Origin of the sequence: Mucilaginibacter daejeonensis, assembly GCF_020783335.1 — a bacterium.
GTDB classification, from domain to species: Bacteria; Bacteroidota; Bacteroidia; order Sphingobacteriales; family Sphingobacteriaceae; genus Mucilaginibacter; species Mucilaginibacter daejeonensis.
The window spans coordinates 3,803,381-3,825,240 of record NZ_CP086068.1; the positions used below are offsets into that span (position 1 = coordinate 3,803,381).

General features: G+C 49.2%; 20 protein-coding genes. 11 read left to right on the forward strand and 9 right to left on the reverse strand.

Annotated elements, in window-relative coordinates:
• Positions 1 to 6: 6 nt before the first annotated feature.
• The 4 genes from LLH06_RS16175 to LLH06_RS16190 form a co-directional block, all read right to left on the reverse strand.
• Entirely contained in the window at positions 7 to 936 is a 930-nt protein-coding gene (locus tag LLH06_RS16175; RefSeq protein WP_228170333.1) for a TIGR01777 family oxidoreductase, read from the reverse strand.
• A 13-nt stretch (positions 937 to 949) separates the two neighbouring features.
• A complete protein-coding gene (locus LLH06_RS16180; RefSeq protein WP_228170334.1) occupies positions 950 to 1,768 on the reverse strand; it encodes a thiol-disulfide oxidoreductase DCC family protein in 819 nt (272 codons plus the stop codon).
• Positions 1,769 to 2,056: 288 nt separating this feature from the next.
• Entirely contained in the window at positions 2,057 to 2,419 is a 363-nt protein-coding gene (locus tag LLH06_RS16185) for a hypothetical protein (protein WP_228170335.1), read from the reverse strand.
• A 78-nt stretch (positions 2,420 to 2,497) separates the two neighbouring features.
• Positions 2,498 to 3,004, reverse strand: a complete 507-nt coding sequence (locus tag LLH06_RS16190; protein ID WP_228170336.1) for a GbsR/MarR family transcriptional regulator — start codon at positions 3,002 to 3,004, stop codon at positions 2,498 to 2,500.
• A 107-nt stretch (positions 3,005 to 3,111) separates the two neighbouring features.
• Here LLH06_RS16190 and LLH06_RS16195 point away from each other — a divergent pair, with 107 nt between their 5' ends.
• The 3 genes from LLH06_RS16195 (at position 3,112) to arsB (ending at position 5,052) form a co-directional block, all read left to right on the forward strand.
• On the forward strand, positions 3,112 to 3,444 hold the full coding sequence (locus tag LLH06_RS16195) for an ArsR/SmtB family transcription factor (RefSeq protein WP_228170337.1): 333 nt from the start codon (positions 3,112 to 3,114) through the stop codon (positions 3,442 to 3,444).
• A gap of 61 nt (positions 3,445 to 3,505) precedes the next feature.
• The gene (locus tag LLH06_RS16200) at positions 3,506 to 3,928 is read left to right on the forward strand and encodes an arsenate reductase ArsC (protein WP_228170338.1); all 423 of its coding nucleotides are present in this window, start codon (positions 3,506 to 3,508) and stop codon (positions 3,926 to 3,928) included.
• Entirely contained in the window at positions 3,925 to 5,052 is a 1,128-nt protein-coding gene (gene arsB, locus LLH06_RS16205) for an ACR3 family arsenite efflux transporter (protein ID WP_228170339.1), read from the forward strand. The genes LLH06_RS16200 and arsB overlap by 4 nt, the downstream gene beginning before the upstream one ends.
• A 179-nt stretch (positions 5,053 to 5,231) precedes the next feature.
• On the opposite strand, the gene LLH06_RS16210 is transcribed toward arsB, so the two are convergent.
• The 5 genes from LLH06_RS16210 to LLH06_RS16230 all read right to left on the reverse strand — a co-directional run bounded on the left by LLH06_RS16210 (position 5,232) and on the right by LLH06_RS16230 (position 13,558).
• Complete coding sequence (locus tag LLH06_RS16210) at positions 5,232 to 6,854, reverse strand: arylsulfatase (protein ID WP_228170340.1); 1,623 nt, start codon at positions 6,852 to 6,854, stop codon at positions 5,232 to 5,234.
• Between the two features lie 89 nt (positions 6,855 to 6,943).
• Positions 6,944 to 9,289 carry a hypothetical protein gene (locus tag LLH06_RS16215; protein WP_228170341.1) on the reverse strand — a complete coding sequence of 782 codons (2,346 nt, stop codon included), beginning with the start codon at positions 9,287 to 9,289 and terminating at the stop codon, positions 6,944 to 6,946.
• 66 nt (positions 9,290 to 9,355) lie between these two features.
• The gene (locus LLH06_RS16220; RefSeq protein ID WP_228170342.1) at positions 9,356 to 10,216 is read right to left on the reverse strand and encodes an SdiA-regulated family protein; all 861 of its coding nucleotides are present in this window, start codon (positions 10,214 to 10,216) and stop codon (positions 9,356 to 9,358) included.
• Positions 10,217 to 10,231: 15 nt separating this feature from the next.
• Positions 10,232 to 12,277: a polyphosphate kinase 1 gene (gene ppk1 / locus LLH06_RS16225; protein WP_228170343.1), complete on the reverse strand. Its 2,046-nt coding sequence runs from the start codon at positions 12,275 to 12,277 to the stop codon at positions 10,232 to 10,234.
• Between the two features lie 9 nt (positions 12,278 to 12,286).
• Entirely contained in the window at positions 12,287 to 13,558 is a 1,272-nt protein-coding gene (locus LLH06_RS16230) for a Pycsar system effector family protein (protein WP_228170344.1), read from the reverse strand.
• Positions 13,559 to 13,783: 225 nt separating this feature from the next.
• Between LLH06_RS16230 and LLH06_RS16235 the strand changes: the two genes are divergently transcribed.
• The 8 genes from LLH06_RS16235 (at position 13,784) to rseP (ending at position 21,816) form a co-directional block, all read left to right on the forward strand.
• The gene (locus tag LLH06_RS16235) at positions 13,784 to 14,392 is read left to right on the forward strand and encodes a phosphatase PAP2 family protein (protein WP_228170345.1); all 609 of its coding nucleotides are present in this window, start codon (positions 13,784 to 13,786) and stop codon (positions 14,390 to 14,392) included.
• Positions 14,393 to 14,495: 103 nt separating this feature from the next.
• Complete coding sequence (locus tag LLH06_RS16240) at positions 14,496 to 15,446, forward strand: glycosyltransferase family 2 protein (RefSeq protein WP_228170346.1); 951 nt, start codon at positions 14,496 to 14,498, stop codon at positions 15,444 to 15,446.
• A 57-nt stretch (positions 15,447 to 15,503) separates the two neighbouring features.
• Positions 15,504 to 15,809 (forward strand): four helix bundle protein, encoded by a 306-nt coding sequence (locus LLH06_RS16245; RefSeq protein ID WP_228170347.1) that lies wholly within the window; start codon positions 15,504 to 15,506, stop codon positions 15,807 to 15,809.
• 106 nt (positions 15,810 to 15,915) lie between these two features.
• A complete protein-coding gene (locus tag LLH06_RS16250) occupies positions 15,916 to 16,884 on the forward strand; it encodes a glycosyltransferase (protein ID WP_228170348.1) in 969 nt (322 codons plus the stop codon).
• A 6-nt stretch (positions 16,885 to 16,890) separates the two neighbouring features.
• Positions 16,891 to 17,664, forward strand: a complete 774-nt coding sequence (locus LLH06_RS16255; RefSeq protein WP_228170349.1) for a hypothetical protein — start codon at positions 16,891 to 16,893, stop codon at positions 17,662 to 17,664.
• A 2-nt stretch (positions 17,665 to 17,666) separates the two neighbouring features.
• Positions 17,667 to 19,163 (forward strand): GH3 auxin-responsive promoter family protein, encoded by a 1,497-nt coding sequence (locus LLH06_RS16260; RefSeq protein WP_228170350.1) that lies wholly within the window; start codon positions 17,667 to 17,669, stop codon positions 19,161 to 19,163.
• 86 nt (positions 19,164 to 19,249) lie between these two features.
• The gene (locus LLH06_RS16265) at positions 19,250 to 20,467 is read left to right on the forward strand and encodes a 1-deoxy-D-xylulose-5-phosphate reductoisomerase (protein ID WP_228170351.1); all 1,218 of its coding nucleotides are present in this window, start codon (positions 19,250 to 19,252) and stop codon (positions 20,465 to 20,467) included.
• Positions 20,467 to 21,816: an RIP metalloprotease RseP gene (gene rseP, locus LLH06_RS16270; protein ID WP_228170352.1), complete on the forward strand. Its 1,350-nt coding sequence runs from the start codon at positions 20,467 to 20,469 to the stop codon at positions 21,814 to 21,816. Before LLH06_RS16265 ends, rseP begins: the two co-directional genes overlap by 1 nt.
• Positions 21,817 to 21,860: the final 44 nt, after the last annotated feature.

A 21,860-nucleotide genomic window follows, 5' to 3' on the forward strand; every position in this document is an offset into this window, starting at 1 on the left:
AAGTTATTAGGTCCTTGTACTTAAAATATCATTCACCGCATGTTTAGCATGCGCAAAGCTGAATTGGTAACCGCTATCAAGCAAGCGTTGAGGAGCTACCCAGCGGCTTTTGAGCATGAGTTCGGTCTCGGTACCGATCAGCCAGGCGCCGATCTCCAGCAGCCATTGCGGCGATGGGATGCCCAAGGGTATACCGTAACTTTGGCGGAGCATCTGCATCAGCTCACGGTTCCGCACGGCGTTAGGCGCTGTGGCATTCACCACACCATCAAGATCAGGGTGTTGTAAAAGCCATTCGGTCATGCGGGCGGCATCACGCTCATGTATCCAGTTCACGTATTGATCGCCGTTGCCTTGCCTGCCACCCAAACCCAGTTTGACCAGCCGCATCAAGAGTGGGAACACCGCACTATCGCGCCCCATTACGATGCCCATGCGTAAAGCCACCTTACGAGTGAACGGTGTATGCGCGTCAAAAAATACCTGCTCCCACTGCTTACATACCTGTACTGAAAAGCCGCTGCCCAGCTCGCCGGTAACCTCATCCTGTGCATGATCTTCGGCATGGCGGTAAATCGTGGCCGAGGTAACATTGATCCACAATTTAGGTGGATGGGCCAGTTGTCCAATGGCCCGCCCCAACAAAGCCGTAGGGATGAGCCGTGAATCAAATATCTGCTGCTTGTTGCTTTCGGTATAACGGCAGTTCACACTTTTACCGCAAAGGTTCACCAGCAGGTCGGCGTCTTCCAGGCTGTTCACCCAGTCGCCTCCGTTCAGGCCATCCCACTGTATGGTAAGCACGTTACCTTTTATTGGCGCGGCCTTCCGGCTCAGTATGATCACCTCGTGGGCCAGTTCGCGGTGATGATCAGCCAGTACGCCTCCCAAATAACCTGCACCTCCGGCCAATACGATCTTCTGATACTTCTTCATGGTACAATGGGTGTTAATTGAATAAATAGATCATGAGCAACACCACCAGCCGGTAAGCTACCCAGGTGATGGTGAGCCCCCATCCTATCCCCAGCAACTTGCTACGGCGAATATGTTCCAACAACATTAGGCCGGCCACGGCCATGAAGCATAGTGTGTAGGCCATTGGGCCGAGACCTATGATGTGGCCGATCAATGTTACTATAGAGAGCACGATCGCCCCGCCCATCGAGATGGTCATCATGTTACCTAGGTACTCCCAACGTTTGGCCGGGCGGTAAAACGCCACCACTACACCCTGAACCACCATTTGCATTCCACAGATCAGATACTCACGGTAGCTGCTCCCTATCGGAACGATGGGCACCAAACGCGCCGCGTAGCTTGTCAGGATGTAAGAGGTGACCAACCATGCGAATAGCAGATAAGCCAGGCGATAGTTCAACCTGAACGCCGGCTGTATACCACTTTCGCCATGAGGCGCCGGGATGATCACCCTGCGGTTGTAGGAGATGAAAGCATACACTTTACGCATGATCCCAATGAAAGGTGCCCAGCCGAAAAGCGGCTTAAATACTGGCACCGCGTTGCCGATCACCTTGAACAGGCTTTCGATACCATAACTCACCTCGCCGGTACAGGTGTTCACCAAGGCGATCTCGTTCATGGCGCGTTGCCTGTCCACCAGCGGACAAGCCGCTTCGGGCATGTCCTGGTAGCTGGCCCTGCCGTCGGCATCGAGCATACCAGTACGGGTGAACGCCCGGGTGTACACCTTGCACATGGGGCAATCAGCATCGTATAGAATGATATGGTTATATAGCGTATTCATGATAATGTGTTGAAAAATTATAGTACCGTCATGGCGAGGAACGAAGCCATCTTTGCGGAGGCATTGCCTGCTATTCAAAAAGCGCTTCACTGATCGCTTGGTAGCGCTCATTCGCCGCTATGGCTTTGTTCTTTTGTCTTAGCCACAAAAGAACCAAAAAGGCCAAGTCAGCCCGATCCCTCCTCTCGCTCAGGCCAGCTCCCGGCCGGGCGTGCTGACAGCCCCACGCTCTTTTTAACAGAAGCGTTGCTGCGCAACTGCTCGTTGACCGGTGCTCGCGCTTCCAATTCACTCAGCGCCGTTCACTTGCTGTGCGCGGTTGCGGAGTTTAAAGAACACGATAAGGTTTAGGAAATGCATACCGCCCAGTATCAGGATGATGCGGCCTAATTTGCGGCTCAGGATCTCGAGCAATTCGCGGGTGTCAAGTATGGCGCCGTACTCTTTGAGCACTAAACTGATGTAACCGATGTTGACCAGGTAAAAGCCTACCACCAGCAAGCGGTTAACGGCATCGGCCAGCGGCGTGTTGCCATGAAAGATGTCGACCAGAAAGATGCGGCCATTGTTGAACAGTACCTTGGCCACCCATACGGTAAGGGCAATGCTAACCAGTAAATAAAAAGTGTAAGTGATGATAACGTAGTTCATGATGATAATTATTTAAGTTAGTATAATATATATTGAATTTTCAGTATTAATTGAAATATTGGGGCAAAAAAATAAGACCTATTTAAAGATCTTAAAGATAGAGCCCCAAAACCAGCTCTCTTCGGCTTTGAGCATGGTATCCAGTGTGCGGTTCACGTTAGAGGCCAGTTTATTGATGCCCGCTATCGAGGTCTTGAAGGTTTTATAAGCCGGGTCCTTTTCATCGCCCTTTACACTTTGCAATTCGCTCAGGATCTTGAGCACCGGATCCAGTTCGCGCTTCTTGCGTTCCTGGGCCACCTGGCGGGCAATGTTCCAGGTATCTTTTTCTGCATAAAAATACTCTTTACGTTCGCCTGGTTTATGCTGCTTCTCGATCAGTCCCCAGCTAATAAGGTCGCGCAGGGTCATATTGGCATTACCGCGCGATATGCTCAACTCCTCCATGATCTCTTCGGTGGTCATGGCCTCGGGCGATACCAGCAGCAGCGCATGTACTTGCGCCATGGTGCGATTGATGCCCCACTCCGACCCTAACTTACCCCACGCTTCAATGAACTTTTGCTTTCCCTCTGCCAATTCCATGACCCAAAGGTAAAACAAGTTATTAAACTTTCAAATATTATTGAAAGTTTTTTTTAAGATTACTTTCTTGAGTTTCTCGGATATTCATCGTAATATTGCGATACGATATGGGTGCCACTAAAACAGACCTGTTCACCAAAGAGCAGAACGATATTGCGGCCATGGCTAAGGCCCTGGCTCACCCCGCTCGTGTGGCGATACTGCAGTACTTGGTACGCACCGATACCTGTATGACCGGCACACTGGTGGATGAGTTGGGTTTGGCGCAAGCGACCGTATCGCAGCATTTGAAAGAACTTAAACTGGCCGGCATCATTCAGGGTAGCATAGAGGGAGCCAGTGTTTGCTACTGCATTGATCCTTTGGTGTGGACCCGTTACCGGAACTTTTTCGTCGATTTTTTTAAAGACATCGACCCTTCTAAGTTCAAATGCTGCTAACCCTTTTTTTGACAACAATCATCGCAATATTGCAATAAACCGATAATAATGAGCAGTTGATATGAAGAACGTATTGGTACTATGTACCGGAAATAGCTGCCGGAGCCAGATCGCCGAAGGGTATTTGAGGCACTTTGCCGGACCAAATGCAGCGATATATAGCGCAGGCATCGAGACACATGGCGTGAACCCACGTGCCGTAGCGACCATGAGAGAGGATGGCATCGATATAACTACCCATACCTCCAATCATGTTGATGAGTACCGCGACATCAACTTCGACCATGTGATCACCGTATGCGATCATGCCAGCGAACGCTGCCCATACTTTCCGGCTAACGCCCAACGGTGGCATCACAACTTCCCCGACCCGGCCAAGGCTACCGGAACTGAAGAAGAGGTGATGGAACAGTTCAGAGCGGTTAGGCAGCAGATCAGGACCTATTGTGAGGATTTCGTTCACGATCACCTATCGGCATCATGAGCGCCAACCAATGTGCCCCTGCCGCCGACCGAAAAAAGCTGGGCTTTTTAGACCGGTACCTTACCTTATGGATATTCCTGGCCATGGCTGTGGGTGTTGCCTTAGGTTACTTTGAAAGCCCGGCAGCACGTTGGGTGAACAGTTATAACACGGGTACTACCAACATCCCGCTGGCATTGGGTCTCATTTTGATGATGTATCCGCCTTTTGCTAAGGTACGTTACCAAAAGCTCGGCATTGTGTTCAGCAATATCAAGGTACTGGCCACGTCCCTCCTGCTCAACTGGGTGATCGGTCCGCTGCTGATGTTCGGCCTGGCGGTCCTTTTCCTGAAAGGCCACCCCGAATACATGACGGGGCTGATCTTGATCGGGCTGGCGCGCTGCATTGCCATGGTGATCGTTTGGAACGAGCTGGCCGAAGGTGACCGGGAATATGCCGCAGGCTTGGTAGCGCTCAATAGCGTGTTCCAGGTATTGCTTTACAGTATCTATGCCTACTTGTTCATAACCGTATTCCCCCCTTATCTTGGCATTAACAGTGCGAACATATCTATCCCTATGGCTGATATAGCCAAAAGCGTGGGCATATACCTGGGTATTCCTTTTGCGATGGGCGTGTTGGGACGCTACCTGCTTACGGCGTTAAAAGGTGAACGATGGTATCAGGAGCATTTTTTGCCGTCCATTTCGCCGGTAACGCTGGTGGCGCTGCTGTTCACCATTGTGGTCATGTTCAGCACTAAGGGCAAGCTTGTAGTGCAACTGCCTGGAGATGTATTGATGATCGCCGTTCCGCTGGTCATCTACTTTGCGGCCATGTTCGGTGTGAGCTTTTGGCTGGGTAAAAAAATGGGTGCCGACTACTCACGCACCGCCTCGATCGCCTTCACTGCTGCCGGCAACAATTTTGAGCTGGCCATAGCGGTGGCCATAGGTGTATTTGGGATCAACAGCGGCCAGGCCTTTGCAGGGGTGATCGGTCCGCTGGTAGAGGTACCCGCGCTGATCGCTCTGGTGAGGCTTGCTCAATGGTTCAGGGCCAGGTATACCTGGCCAACGGCAGGCGTCGTGCCATCAAAAGGTGTTCAGCGCACCGTCATTGATCAAGCAGCAAGTCGCTGATCCGGGGTGTTTCACTGTTATACCGATGTAACACTTTCGGGCCATCCTAGGCATTTTGACGAGCCTCAAAACCCAACTATTTCCACAATTTTCTGCAAAGATCTGTAAATATCAACTTTTACCCTGCGGACCGAACATGTAACATGCGATCGTAACACTTACCAGAGTTCGCTGATCATTTACAGGTCGCCCTTGCCTTTGCTTAGTTTTTGGGGCTCGATCACGCCTATACGGTCGGCCCATTGCTGGTAGAGCTTGGTAAGGGTGGTCACCTTGTCGGGGTATTGAGCGGCCAGGTCGTTCTGCTCCGAACGGTCGTTCTTGAGGTCGAATAGTTGCCACTTGTTCTCAGGGTATTGGGATACCAGTTTCCAGTCACCCTGACGCACTGCGCGGCCGCCTTCATGCTCCCAAAACAGGGCATCGTGGCCTTTCCATGTCCTGCCCTCTATCAGTGGCTTCAGGCTGATACCCTCGGTAGGTTTGATGGGCTGCCCCCTGTAAGTAGTCGGGTATTTACCACCCGCCAGGTCCAAACAGGTAGACATGAGGTCAACGATGTGGCCGGGTCGGTTACTTTTCATGGGGTGCTTGATCACCGCCGGATAGCTCACGATGAACGGTGTGGATATACCGCCTTCATACTCCCAATGCTTAAATAAAGCTAATGGCGTATTGCTCACATTAGCGCCAGGGAAACCATAGGCGGTAAAGGAGGTTGGGTCGCTGGCCGGTTTGGCGCTGGCCTCCTGCATTTCCTGGGTGAAGCCAGGCCCTCTGATGGTCTCATGACTGGCTCCATTGTCAGACAGGAACATGATAACCGTATTCTGATCCTGACCGGTCTCCTTCAGAGCCTTGCGGATGCGGCCGATGTTCTGATCCATGCGGTCCACCATGGCGCTGTAAACGGCCATCTTATCATCCCAATCAGCTTTTTCTTTATCGGTCAGGGTATCCCAATCGGGCACCCGGCTATCTCGTACCGATAGTTTGGTACTTGCCGGAATGATGCCTGAACGTTTCATCTTTTCAAAGCGTTCCTGGCGAAGCTTGTCCCATCCACCCATGAACTTGCCTTTGTAATTGGCTATATCCTCCGGAAGGGCATGCAATGGCCAGTGCGGCGCCGTGAAGGCCATGTATAGGAAGAATGGCTTGCCGGTGGCTTTATTGTCTTTGATGTATTTTACCGCATACCCTGCATAGGCATCAGTGGCATAAAAATCTTTGCCGGGTTGGTAAGGTTTGTCGTCGAGCGCTACGGTCAAATGCTGGTTGGGGCGATATGGGTGGGTAGGGTCAAAGTAACTACCCGCTCCATCGATCAATCCGAAATGGTGGTCGAAACCACGTTTTACCGGCCAATGGTCGGGCGCCGTACCTACGTGCCATTTTCCGGCCATGTAGGTATTATATCCGCTATTCTTCAACGCCTCGGCTATGGTGACGCAATTGTTGTTCAAATAGCCTTGATAGGCTGGCTCGACACGGGTATTCACCATATCGCCTACGCCTGCCTGGTGCTGGTATAAGCCGGTCAGCAATGAAGCACGTGACGGGCAACAGCGCGATGCATTGTAGAACTGCGTCATCACCAAACCGGTACCGGCCATCTGATCCAGGTTCGGAGTGCGGGCCACTGTAGAGCCAAAACAGCCTATGTCAGAGTAACCCATATCATCGGCCAGGATAATAATGATGTTCGGTCTTTTTACAGTTCTGGCAGCTTTTTGAGCCATAGCGACGGGTATGGTCAGCAGCAAAAGCGCACCGGTTATAAAGGCATGGGTAGTTCTCATGAAATATCAGGTATGGTCGGTTTAGGTAAATATACAGATCATACTACCTTATGCATGTAAAATTACAGATAGGAACAGGATGGTTCGTGCTACTCGTTCAAAGCAACGGTAACGCGCAGCGCTTTCAAACCGGCCACGCCCTGTAACTCCTCCAGGTCAAGATGTTCTACCTCGGGCAGCAGGAGGCCGTCCTTTTGGAGCTTTTTGATATAGCCTAATTGCTCCTCAGCCTCGGCCTCACTAAAATAAACGATGGCGATCTTACCGGGTTGGGTCAGCCGCTCCTCGCTATCTTTGAGGCACACCTTGTCGATCCGCTTTTTGATCACCTCGTAGCGTATGTTATAAGCGCCCTCCACATCAAAACGGCGCTCGTCATTCCTAAAGCTGATATCAATTGGCATGCTGTGGATGAAGATCATTTGAGTGGTACGCAACAGCGCCGGCATCTCCTCCTGCAGGTCATGGGTGAGGCGGGTCACGTCTATCATTGAGGTGAGTTGCCATAAACGCATCTGCCTCAGGATGTCGGTACTGAACGGACGACGTGGCGCGATGGCCTGCCCGATGTACAGATCGTATTCCACCCCATCAGTACGAATCTTTTCAAAATAGCATGGATATACCTGCTGTATAGTACGCTGGGCCCGCTCAAAGTAGTTATTCACGGCGGTGTTAACCATTTGCATGGATATCTCCAGCCGGTTACGTTGCTTGAAAGCCGGGCCGCTATTCTCCTGCCCGATCATTTTAAGGTAGGGCTCGATCACCCCGGCCGCCTCAGCATTAGTGTTGCGATATGCCGAAAGTGCAGGCCCCGCCTCGTTCTCCAAGAACTGGTCAAGCAGCATCTCATCGTTCGTGTTAACAAAGTCATTTACGGTGTGCAGCCAGTCGTTGGTCTTGTCGATCAGTGCCGACCATTGCTCATTGGGGTGTTGCTCATCAAGCGTGAGCAATACTTTAAGCAGATTCTTGAGTATGCGTTTCAGATCCTGCTGCAGGGCCATGTTCCGTTCAATAGTGGAATTACGGATATCGATAGCGCCATATAACGGATATACGTCCTTGAAAGTGATATTGCCATTGGCCTGCGCTTTACCACCATTCTTGATATGCTCCCATGCCGTTTCGTTGAATTTCCATTGAACCGCAGGCTGTAAGGATGTGAACTTTTCTTTGATCACATCATCAATGCAACTGTTGAAATGCTCTATGCTGTTCTGCAATAGTTGGGCGATCATGGGTATGGCGAACTCCAAACGCGAGAGCAGGTTCTCGTAAAACACCAGCTCCTTTTCAGAATACACTTCCATTATGCCGGCCACGTGCTTGTTATAAAAAACAGGTATGACGGCATAGGACCTGATACCCTCCTCTTTGAGCGCCTTCAGGAAAAAGAACTTTTTTTGACGAGCCTCAGTGATCGAGCTAAAGAACACCGCGTTGGGTTCACGTTCATAATGATTCACCATGGCGTAGTACGCCTCTTCGGCTATGCCATACTTTTTCGACGCCTGTATCACGATGCTTTGCGAGCACGACGTAAGATCAAATACCGGCTCCGCATTCAATTTCAGGAAAGGGAGCAGACCGAAATGCACATCATTGTTCTCGGCCAGGGTCTTGAGCGACCGTATAACGGTCTTGTAAAGCAGTTTTTGGTCATCTACCGGGTCAATGATAGCCTCGCGTATCTGCTCAATGGCCCTTGTCGGCGTCACGTCATGTAATGAGATCACCGAGAATCCTTCAAAACTGAACAGGTCAAGCGGCAATACTTCTGAGAGTATGTCCAAGCCATCATCCTCGTGCAAGTAGTTCTCCAGTGTCTCAAAATCCAACTCAGGCAAATGACCTTTGACATCGATACGGATGAACGTTGTATCTATTTGTACATTATAATAACGTGAAAGCCCGGTGCTTGGATCTACGTACGAGTAGTACATGTTGTTGCTAAGCACCGAGTTAAAATCATACAGCCGCTTCAATATCAAACGGTAAATATATTCGCGCTGCTGAAGTTTGAAGATGTTCTGATCAGTGATGATCGCTGATGATGCTCCCCTGATATCACTCTTGGTCACCAGTTGAAAAAATGCATCGGTACTGTATAAGACCAAGTTGGGCACGGGTGTGCTCAGTGCCCAATAACACTCATTCTCGCTTTGCAGTACCGGCGTTAGCGCGCTGTAGATCAACTCGAGCGCATACTCATTGTTCATCCGCCTACCGGCTTCCTGGGCATCGCTGTTCAACTCTCGATCGATCTTAAAATGGTCAAGAACGAACTCGTAGAACTTGGATTTGATCGAAGTGTGGTCGGCCTCCAGTTTTTCTGCGATATGCCTTATAAATGGCTCGAACGATAAGGCCGCCTTGACCAGTTGATGATCTGCCAGATCTTGATTGATATAGAATGATCTTGCCTGCATGAATAGGTATTATTAGAACTCCAGCAGCGTTGCATCAGATCTTCTCTGATGCTTAACGACGGCTGATCACTTCCCCGACGTGTAATTGAACTTCAATACGTTACCCCTACTGAATTCGTCGCCCTCGTTAGAGATATACATATTGTTTTGGCTATCGAACGCGATACCTTCAGGCTGCAGGAACACCTTATGATCAAGCGGATAAACATTGGTCACGTTCCAATTGCTATCGGCTACCACGAGTATCTGATTGACCGCCGAAACGATGAACCATTGCTTGCTTTGTGCGTTCCACGCCATGGCCGATGGCCTGAACTTCATCTTGTCGTCGCCGGTGATCTTTTTGATCTGCTTCACCTCGATCTGGAAGGTGACACCTGCTTTCAACGTATTGTCGGGCAATATATCAAATACGTAACCGGTGCTGCTTTTGGATGTGCGCTCATCGTCACAGTTCTTGCAAAGCACGTAAAGTTTGCGGGCCGCTTCGTTCACATACATGCTCTCATACTCGCCAGACGGCAGTATCTTGGTCAGCTCTTTTACGTTGGTCAGCTCCTGTTCCTTGATCTCGCTAAGGGGAAAAGTGTAAAGCTTCCCGTTGCTTTTCAATACGATGACCAGGTTGCCACAAATGGCCAGGTCCTCATAATCGCCGTGCTTACCAAATTTGGTGTGGCTTACCTTATCGGCTCCCAGCTTGCCGTAAAAAAGCTTTCCTTCTTCATCTTGTATGGCGTAGAACATATCTGCATTGCCACGGCTGAAGGTAATGCCTGATATCTCGAGCAGGTCGTCAGGCATCTTGAACTTGATAGGCTGATCCAAATTATAACCTTTAGGGCTCGGGTGTTTTTGCGGGGTTTGGGCGCAGGAAAAAGTAAGCAGGGTAAAAATGGCCGAATATAATAGAACGTATCTTCTCATGGATAGGGTCAATAGTTATATGGTGCTTGTTCTTTGTTGTAATAACTGGTAGATCTGTAATTGCGATCGTACCACAGGCTCAGTAGTATTAACAGGGATATTATGCAATTGTGTGTCGAGACGCACGGCCTGTACATTATCCTTTAACTGAAGGTCCATCATCTTTATCACCTCTTGCTTCAAGCGCTCATCTACCACCGGGAAACAAACCTCGATGCGGTGATAGATATTGCGGTTCATCCAATCAGCAGACCCCATGTATACCAGCGGGTCGCCATCGTTATCAAATATGAAGATGCGACCATGCTCCAGATAGCGATCAACGATGCGTGTGACCGTGATATTCTCACTTTGCCCCGCAACGCCCGGCACCAGCCGGCAAATACTCCTGACGATCAGCTGCACCTTCACCCCGGCGTTGGAGGCCTCGTAAAGTTTCGAGATGAGCTTTTCCTCCTCCAGGTTATTCATCTTGATGATCACTGATGCCGGCTTGCCCGCCTTATGGTTGGCTATCTCGGTATCTATCATCTCCATAAAACGTTCCTGTAAGTTGAACTGTGCCACCAAAAGATGCTTGAACGGCATCACTTGCGCCTTGGCGGGCTTTTGCTTTTTGGCCAGGAAGATGAACAACAGTTCCATCTCACGCAGCAGAGCATGGTTGCCGGTGAGTAATATATGGTCTGTATAAAAGCGGGAGGTGTTCTCATTAAAGTTGCCCGTTGCTAAAAGCCCACGGTAAAGTGTGCGATCTGCCTTACGCAATTTTACCAGCGCGATCTTGGCATGCACCTTTAGTGCGGTCACGCTGTAGATCAGCTTGGCGCCTGACGCCTTCAACTTTTTTGCCCATTTGATGTTATTGGCTTCATCAAAACGTGCCTTGAGCTCCACCAGTACATTAACACTTTTACCGTTATGTGCAGCGCTGATGAGCGCATTCACGATCTTGGAGTCACTAGCCACACGATATAAAGAAACATATATCTCCTGCACATCGGGCCTTATGGCTGCCTCATTGAAAAACCGCAATATGGTATCGTAACTTTGATAAGGCGTGTGCAAAAGGTGATCATGCGTACCAATATCGTCGAGCACGGAGCGGGTCTCGTGCAGTTCGGTATAGCGCAAAGCCGGCCACTTGTCAACCTTCAACGAGGCATCATTGATTGGTAACGAGGCCAGATCACGCAGATTGTGGTAATGGCCACCTACTACCAGGCTGGTCTCTCCCAAGCCCAGCACACCAGCAAATGCATGCAGCACTCTCAATGGCATGCCCGGGCTGTATAAAAAGCGGGTGGCCAGACCAAGGTCGCGCTTGCGCAATTGCTTTTCCAGCTCTTCGGCAAGGTCGCCAGTATACTCGTCCTCCAATTCCAATTCGGCATCACGCGTGATCTTGAAACTCCAGCAGCCGGTCACCTTTTGCGGGAATACCTTATCAAGGTTGTGGCGAATGACATCGTCGATAAAAACGATATATCGCTGTTCCTGATCATTGACGCTGTAAAAACGAGGCAACTCGTCCGAAGGAATATTGAGTGCGACCAGTTGCTCTTTTCTGTCCTCATCCTCCAACTGCACTAAAAAATAAAGCTTGTTGTTCTCGGGAAAAAAGCTGCTGCCCTGTTTGATAGTGACAGGCTGCAGAAAAGCCATTACCTGGCTCAGGAACTGATCGGTGAGCGGTTGAATGATCGGTTGAGGCAAGGGCTCATCGTAGATGATATGGATACCCTTCTGCTTAAGCTTGGGCAATATATCATTACGCAGCATGTTGCCATATAGCTCCTGTTGTTTCAGGATCTGTTCGCGGGCCTGTTGCAGCTCATCGCCATGCAGTACGGCTTCGACGGCGTTCTCCTTACTGATCACCTTGTGCAGGGCACCCATTACCGGTACCCTTACCCGGTAGAACTCGTCGAGGTTGGATGAGTAGATCGACAAGAAGTTGATGCGCTCGAGCAGGGGAAGGCTTTGCCTGTTGGCTTCGAGCAACACCCGTTCATTGAACGATAGCCAACTCAGATCGCGGTCAAAGAACTGGTATGACATAGCAGTTGTTTAGTGTTTACCGCCACCGGCAAGGGTTGATGCTATGATAAATGCTGCCACCGATGCGATCAACCCGAACATGAAGATGTTGTAAGAGATACGCAGCAAACGGTATTTACGCCCTAATACTACACCCTGCGAGTAAACGTCGTTGATCAGGCTGCCGTACAGGAACTCGCGGTCGGCCATCACATTGCGCATACCGGCAATGTACTCCTGCAAGCTCATGCGGTAAAAGTTACCGAAAAAAAGCAGGTTCACCTTCTTATCGTCAATATCTTGCGGCGTGAAACGCCCCTCGGGTATTGACGGGCGGGTAGCCAATATGGCAAATATCATGGTGGTCAAGCTAATGAGCAAAATGATGATGGTAGGGATGATCAGGTAACTATAATCCTCTAACCTGCGCAGCAACAAACTGATAATGGCCGACAGGATGATCGAGTTGACCGTGATCATGATATGTGCCTTGTTATCGGCCATATCGCTCAGGCGCTGATGGTTGCTCGAACTTACCCTGAACATGGTCTCGATACCTTTTTCAGGACGGTCTTTCTTTTTAACCTCCTTTTCGGTGTACACGTCGGCCTTTTCAACTTTATTGGCTTCAACGGTCACCACCACCTTACTATCTTTTTCCTTGTCTTTGTCCTTATCTTTTTCTTTCGAACGGTTCTTTTTTTCCCACTCGGCCTCTTTGTCTTTTAAGGCCTGCAGGTTCTTCTCCTTTTGATCGGCCAGCAGCATGACCGCATAGTCGGTATGATAATGATGCCCCTGCATGAACTGGATGGTCTTGCGGCGCCAGTCGGGCTTATTAAAATCGCACTTGTATACGGTGCGGCATTCCTTACGCAGCTGCTTATTATTATCATCGAACTGTTCAGTACCCAAATGGAACACGTCAGCATCACAAACGATACTTTGCAGCAGCCCTGTAGGCCGTTGTGGCATTTTGGTGGCCATGATGCAACCTTTGACCTGGTCGATCACTTCAGCATCTACGTTATGCGAGCTCAGGAATTCGGCCGCGCGGCGCGCGCTTTCCTCCTCATGGGCGCCTGGATCGTGCAGGTAACCCGTATCATGCAACCAGGCCGAGGCCACAACGATAAAAAAGTCGTGATCGTTGAGCTGGTAATGGTTAGCTATTTGAATGGCCGCCTTCACCACCTCCTGCGTGTGGCGCAGGTTATGGTACAGCAGGTCATCGGTAGGATGTGCTTTAAATTGCGAGATCACCTGCTGTTCTGTCTCGGCCAGCAGTTGTTGGTAGTTCATAGGCTAAAGTGAGATCGTTACGGTAGTACCAAGGCTAATGGTATAGCAGTGGTGAACCCTGCATAATAATGCTTTTTTACGCCTTTGGTTTTACCGCTTACCATTATACTTACGCTGTGTACAACGCTTGTTAAAGGTAATAATTACCTGCTGATATATACAACGGTGGCCCAACATACATTTTTGATGTTCAGATGATGTATTTTTGCATCATCTATGACGCCTATGAACGTATATCGGTATGCCCTGCTTGCCTTTTTGATAGTGCTTGGCCGTGCCTACGCGCAGGTGCCGCCGCGGGGCAGCATCATACAGCGGGTGGATGACCAGATCATGATCGATCTGGCCGACCACCGCACCCCAAAGGGTACCAGCTTCAACTACTTTATGTCGCAATCCAACATGTACGGTAATATTCTGATACCGGCCGGGTTACTGGCAGGCGGCATCATCGATAATAACAAGGAGATGCGGCAGAATGCCTTATATGTAGCCAGCAGTACGCTGATATCATATGGCACCATATCGCTCATCAAGCGTTTGGTTAAACGGCCTAGGCCCTACCGGGGCAACTTCCGTATCGTGCCTGTGTATTTGCCTAATGAATACTCGTTCCCTTCGGGACATTCGGCCTCATCGGTAAGTACGGCAACGGCCTTGTCGCTCGCTTACCCTAAATGGTATGTGATCGCGCCAACAGCCTTGTGGGCGTCGTCGATCGTGTACTCGCGCATGTACCTAGGTGCACATTACCCAAGTGATGTTGCCGCAGGCAGCCTGATCGGTGCGGGTACCGCGGTGTACTTTAACACGATCCGCAAGCGGGTACAGTGATCACCCACGCTTTTGCCCTGGCTACAGCCGGCCTCTTAAAGCCAACTATTTTTGTATTTTTGCTTTTTGCAAGTAGGGCTTCTTGTGCCCCAAAGCTGTATACATGGACATCTCAGTTGTAGTACCGCTATATAACGAAGTAGAATCGTTACCTGAACTTACCTCATGGATAAGCCGGGTAATGGATGAAAATAAGTTCACCTATGAGGTGCTGTTGGTGGATGATGGCAGTAACGACGGATCGTGGGACATGATCTGCAAATTACATCAGCAAAATGCACTGATCAAGGGCATCAAATTCAGGCGTAATTACGGCAAATCGGCCGCATTGAACACCGGCTTTGAGGCCGCTAAAGGCAATGTGGTGATCACCATGGACGCCGATCTGCAGGACAGCCCCGGCGAGATCCCTGAGCTCTACCGCCGTATCACCGAGGAAAAATTCGACCTGATATCGGGCTGGAAGGCCAAGCGTTACGACCCGCTTAGCAAGACCATCCCTACCCGTTTGTTCAATGCTGCTACCCGTAGTATGTCGGGCATACACAACCTGCACGATTTTAACTGCGGACTTAAAGCTTATCGCAACACAGTGGTCAAGAACATTGAGGTTTACGGCGAGATGCACCGATATATACCGGTGTTGGCCAAGTGGGCAGGCTTTACTAAGATCGGTGAGCAGATCGTAGAACACCGCGCCCGCAAATATGGCAAGACCAAGTTCGGTATGAGCCGCTTTGTGAACGGTTTTTTAGATCTGTTGTCCATATTCTTTGTCGGAAAGTTCGGCAAGCGCCCTATGCACTTTTTTGGTTCGATGGGCGTATTGAGCTTTTTCATCGGTTTGATCATGGCGATATGGATCCTGGTCGAAAAACAGATACACATCGCCAATAATGAAAAGTACCGCGACGCTACCGACCACCCTTTGTTCTACATCGCATTGGTGGCCATCGTAGTAGGTTTCCAGTTGTTCCTGACGGGCTTTGTGGCCGAATTGGTATCCCGCAACGCATCCGAACGTAATAATTATCAGATCGAAGAGCGACTATAGGATATCGGAGGTCGGATGTTCGATCTCGGATTTATAATATCCAGACCGGTCAAGAGAATGGACAAGACAGAACTTAAACGCAGGACCCAGCTTTTTGCTGTGAACACCATCAAATTTGTGGAAGGGATCCGTCCATCAGGTTCTTTGAAGATCTTGACCAATCAAATCTTAAGAAGTTCTACATTGGTAGGCGCAAATTATCGCTCCGCATGCAAAGCCAAATCAACAGCCGACTTCATTAATAAGATCATAATTGTTGAAGAAGAATCTGACGAATCTATCTATTGGTTCGAGTTAATGGAAATGTCAGGATTGGTTGGGCCGCACCTTGTAGCCCCATTAAAAAAAAAGCGGACGAACTGACAGCAATATTTACTGCGATCGGTAAGACCGCAAGAGCAAATCAAAAAAACAAGAACGTTTGATCTCAGTTAAATCCGACATCGAACATCCGAATTCCGAGATCAGAATGTTTTTTTCCATCATCATACCACTCTATAACCGTCCTCAAGAAATTAAGGAACTATTGCATAGCCTTACCCGGCAAACCTACATGCAATTTGAGGTTTTGGTGATCGAGGATGGATCGACCAATGATTCCCGCGATATAGTGGCGTCATTTGCCGATAAGCTGGATGTACATTATTATTTTAAACCGAACGAAGGACAAGGTTTTAGCCGCAATTTTGGTTTTGAACGGGCCAAAGGCAGCTACTTCATCATCTTCGATTCGGATTGCCTGATCCCACATAACTATCTCGAGATCGTTAAACACCGCTTGGAGACCGACTACCTGGACGCCTATGGTGGTCCTGACGCTGCGCATACCAGTTTTACGCCCATGCAAAAGGCCATTAGCTACAGCATGACCTCTCCCTTCACCACCGGTGGTATAAGGGGCAACAAAAAAGGCATCGGGCAATTCCATCCGCGTAGCTTTAATATGGGTGTATCGCGGGAGGTTTGGGAAACGGTCGGCGGCTTTATCATCACCCGCTTGGGCGAAGATATCGAATACAGTATCCGTATACACACTGCCGGGTTCAAGATCGGGCTCATCCCAGATGCCAAGGTTTACCATAAACGCCGCACCAGCTACCTGCAATTTTATAAACAACTGCACTTTTTTGGCAGGGCACGTATCAACATCTACAAGTTCTTCCCTAATGAGTTAAAACCGGTGCATTTTTTCCCGGCGGTTTTCACGTTGGGCGTGATATTCACGTTGCTGTTCGATCTGTTGGGATGGCAGTTAGGCATGATCGGTAACTATGTGTTACTACTTTTTACTTTGTTGATATTTTTTCATTCTTTATTTCAAAACAGATCGTTAAAAGTTGCATTTTTGAGCATAGGCGCGGCCTTTATTCAACTCATTGCATACGGCTTAGGATTTATGCAGGACCTATGGAAGCGTGTTATTTTTAAACGATCATAAGCACCTATGTATCACCCGTTCTCCGTTCCCGAAACCATTAAAACAGCGTGGAACGTCATCAAGAAGAATTATGTTTCGCTGATCGTGTATTCGATCATCTCGCTGATCTGCTATGAGGTGATCAAATTCTTCACCGGCTTTATCGTGGTATATGATAACCAGTACAGCCAGGTAGCGTTCGTTTTCTTCATGATGCTGGTTCAATCATACATCGTACTGAGTTTTTATAAACTGATACTCACCTTGATGGACCGGGAGTATTACGAGTTCGAGTTCAAGGACATACTGCCATCGTTCCGTATGGCGCTATCTTTCGTCACTATAGCGGTACTTTACACCTTTTTGATCGGCACGATCATGTTCATCAACTTTCGGCTCGATCTTACTGAAAGTGCCCGCGCCATTGTGGATAAGGTAGAGATACTGGCCTTAGGTTACCTACTAGTCAGATCCATGTTCTGCCTGTGCTTCATCGTTGATGAGGATTCAGGCCCCATCGAATCGCTCAAGCAGAGCTTCTTTATCACGTGGAATAACTTCTTCAAACTCCTGTCACTGATATTGATCGTGGTCATCTTTGTAGCCTTGCTGTTGATCATTATCAACCTGATCATCACTACCATGTTCGATCTGGATAATGACAGCTATGTGTTCAAACTGGCGGCCATCTGCTGGTTCGCTATATCGTTCCCTACGGTACAAGTGATGATCATGGCCAGCTATCGCAAACTGGTATACGCCCACCAGGATGTGGACGACGACGTATCGGAAACCTTATAACTATGGGGCTAAAAGCTGCTTTAAGCAAACTATTTGCCGCGTGGGTGAACCGCGACATGGACCGCATGAGGCAAAACGCTGTAGCCATGCAACAGCAACTCATGCTTCAGCTCATCGAACAGGCAGCCCATACAGCATTTGGAAAAGACCATCGCTTTAACGAGATCACTTCTTATGCTGACTTCAAAGCGAACGTTCCTGTGGCCGATTATGAAGATCTACGCCCTTACATTGACCGGGTGACCAACGGCGAGGCCGACGTGATGTGGCCTGGAAAGCCGGCCTACCTGGCCAAGACCTCGGGTACCACTTCAGGGGTCAAGTACATCCCCATCTCCAAGGAGAGCATGCCCGAACATATTAAAGCCGCACGTAACGCCCTGCTGAGTTATATACATGAGACCGGAAAGGCCGACTTTGTGGACGGCAAGATGATATTTCTACAGGGAAGTCCTATCATGAGTAAAAAGCATGGCGTGGCTGTGGGCCGTTTGTCGGGCATCGTAGCTCATCATGTGCCTGCTTATCTGCAAAAGAACAGACTGCCCAGCTACGAGGTGAATTGCATTGAAGACTGGGAGCAAAAGGTAGATGCCATTGTGAACGAGACGTACAACGAGGACATGCGCCTCATCTCGGGTATACCTCCTTGGTGTCAGATGTACTTCGACCGCCTATCAGCCAAGGCAGGCGACAAGAAGATCAAAGATATCTTCCCCAACTTTAAGCTGTTCGTGTATGGAGGGGTGAATTACGAACCTTATCGTGCGCGCATAGAAGAAAGCATCGGTTTCGGGATCGATACCATCGAGACCTACCCGGCCTCTGAAGGTTTCATTGCCTTTCAGGATTCACAAAAAGACAAAGGTTTGCTGTTACAGGTTAACTCGGGCATTTTTTACGAGTTCATCCCCAGCGAAGAATATTTTAATTCCTCTCCAACGCGTCTGAGTTTAGCCGAGGTGGAACTGAATAAGAACTATGCGCTCATACTGAACACCAATGCCGGCCTTTGGGGGTACAGCATAGGCGATACCATTAAGTTCACCTCACTTGCTCCCTACAAGATCGTGGTGACCGGACGCATCAAGCACTATATATCGGCCTTTGGCGAACACGTGATCGGCGAAGAGGTAGAACACGCCCTCATGAGCGTTGCCCAGCAGGAAGGCGTGGATGTAGTAGAATTCACTGTAGCCCCTCAAGTTACGCCCGATAGCGGGTTGCCTTACCACGAATGGTTCGTTGAGTTCGGTAGAGGGCCTGCTGATATGGAGGCCTTTGCTACCAAGGTGGATCAAGCCCTGCAAAAAAAGAACATTTACTATTTTGACCTGATCGAGGGTAACATCCTGCGCCCGCTGATCATTCGTAGCCTGGCACCTGATAGTTTTATTAACTACATGCGGTCGCAGGGTAAGCTGGGCGGCCAAAACAAGGTACCGCGCCTATCTAACGACCGCAAGATCGCCGATGCGCTTGCACAATACGTTATTTAACCTTAATTTTAAACTTGCTTTTGCTACACGTACAACCGTTCAACAATAGTTAACGTATCTAAGTAAAAGCTTTTACCATACAAGTTTTGGACAATAACACTGTTAAGAATATCGCCATACTTGGGTCTACCGGTAGCATTGGTACCCAAACCATGGAGGTGATAGCCGAAAACCCCGACCGCTTCAAGGTACATGTACTTACGGCCAACCGTAATGCTGATCTGCTTATTCAGCAGGCATTAGCGTGTCGCCCGGCCTATGCCGTGATATGCGACGAAAGTCTTTACGAGCACGTCCGCACCGCATTAGCAGGTATTGATACTAAGGTACTTGCCGGATACAGTGAGGTAAAGCAGATCGTGACCCTGCCTGAGATAGATATCGTACTTACCGCCATGGTCGGCTTTGCCGGCCTGGAGCCTACCATCAATGCCATCAAAGCAGGGAAGGACATTGCCTTAGCCAATAAAGAGACCTTAGTGGTAGCTGGCGAACTGATCACCGCTTTGGCGGCAGAGAACGACGTCAAGCTTTTGCCGGTAGATTCGGAGCATTCAGCCATATTTCAGTGCTTGGCCGGAGAGGAAAAGAACCCCATCGAAAAGATCATTCTGACCGCTTCGGGCGGCCCGTTCCGGGGTAAGGATAGCGCATACCTGTCGAACGTGACACGTCATCAGGCCCTTAAACATCCCAACTGGGTAATGGGCGCCAAGATCACGATAGATTCGGCTTCGTTAATGAATAAAGGCCTGGAGGTGATCGAGGCTAAATGGCTTTTCGACCTTGACCTGGAACAGATCGACGTGATCGTGCACCCGCAATCTATTATCCATTCGCTGGTTCAATTTGAGGATGGATCGATGAAGGCGCAAATGGGGCTGCCTGACATGAAGTTGCCGATACAATATGCGTTGGGCTATCCCGAGCGGATCAAGAACGACTACAAACGCTTTGATTTCACCAATTATCCGAACCTGACCTTTGAAAAGCCCGATCTGGAAACCTTCCGCAATCTGGCCTTTGCCTATGAGGCCCTGCGCATTGGTGGTAACATGCCTTGCATAGTTAACGCGGCTAACGAGATCGCTGTGGAAGGCTTTTTGAATGATAAGGTGTCCTTTTTGGGCATGAGCGAAATAATTGGGTCATGCATGCAACAAATAGCCCCTATCAAGCATCCAACCCTTGCCGACTATTTGAATACTGATAAAGAAACACGCATCTTAGCGCAAAATTTAATTACGCGAACGCCGTTAAAGGCAGGTAGCGTTCAAGTTACACACGACGTACAACAACAATAATGGATATAGTGATCATGGCCGGCCAGTTGATACTGGGCCTTTCTATTTTGGTTATACTGCACGAGTTCGGGCATTTTATAGCCGCAAGGGCATTCGGCATTAAGGTAGAGAAGTTCTACCTGTTCTTTGACGCCTGGAACTTTAGCCTGTTCAAGTTCAACTACAGAGGCGTAGAATACGGCATGGGCTGGTTGCCTTTAGGCGGCTATGTGAAGATCGCCGGTATGATCGATGAATCGATGGATACCGAGCAAATGGCAGGCCCGCCACAACCATGGGAATTTCGGTCAAAACCGGCCTGGCAGCGTTTGATCGTGATGCTGGGTGGTATCGTGGTCAACATTATACTGGGTATCGTTATATTTTGGGTACTCACCATTAAATATGGCGAAAGCTATATTCCCAACGATAATTTGAGATACGGTATCGTACCGGGTAAGATCGGTCAGGGTATCGGCCTTAAAGCGGGCGATAAGATCACTAAAGTAAATGGTGTGAAAGTGGAGCGCTTTGAGGACCTGGTGAGTTCAAGAGTATTGATGGGCAACAGCACGCTTACCGTGCAACGCGGAGCGCAAACACTACAGATCAAGGTACCAGGTGGTATCCTGAACGATGTATCAGATCTGGGTATCGAGCAGTTCATCAGTCGCATGCCACGTACCACTTTCGCAGTTGATTCGGTAGTGGCTGGTAGTAATGCACAACGCGCGGGCCTTCGCCGTGGCGATAGCATTATAGCAGTTAACAATGTACCGATCCACTTTTACGATCAGTTCCAGACCGAGTTGCAAAAATACAAAGATAAAAAGGCCGACCTTACCGTAAAACGTGATGGCACTACCCTCCCACTGTCTACCGAGGTGAATAAGGACGGCATGCTCGGCTTTAAAGACGGCCGCTACGGCATCAAGGTCAAAACCGACCTTCCATCCGAAAAGACCTTAAAATTCGGTTTCTTTGGTTCATTACCAGTAGGCGCTTCGAAAGCCTGGGGTACCTTTAGCGACAATGCCAAGGGATTGGGCAAAGTTTTCACCGGTCAGGTAAAGGCCAACAAGGCCTTATCAAGCCCTATAGGCATCGCCCGCCTATTCGGTGCTGAGGTAGATTGGTTCAGGTTCTGGAGCCTTGTAGGCCTTCTGTCGATGGCTCTGGCGCTTATGAACCTATTGCCTATACCGGCTCTTGACGGTGGCCACGCGCTGTTTCTGATCATCGAAATGATCAAAGGCAAGCCTTTAAGCGATAAGTTCCTGGAGCGTGCGCAGATCGTTGGCTTTGTGGTGCTTGTTTCGCTGATGGTATTCGTTTTTGGAAGTGATATCATGAAGATCATGAAGAAGTAGTTCTCGGATCAATTACTGTATAATACAAAGGGCCTTCCATCGCG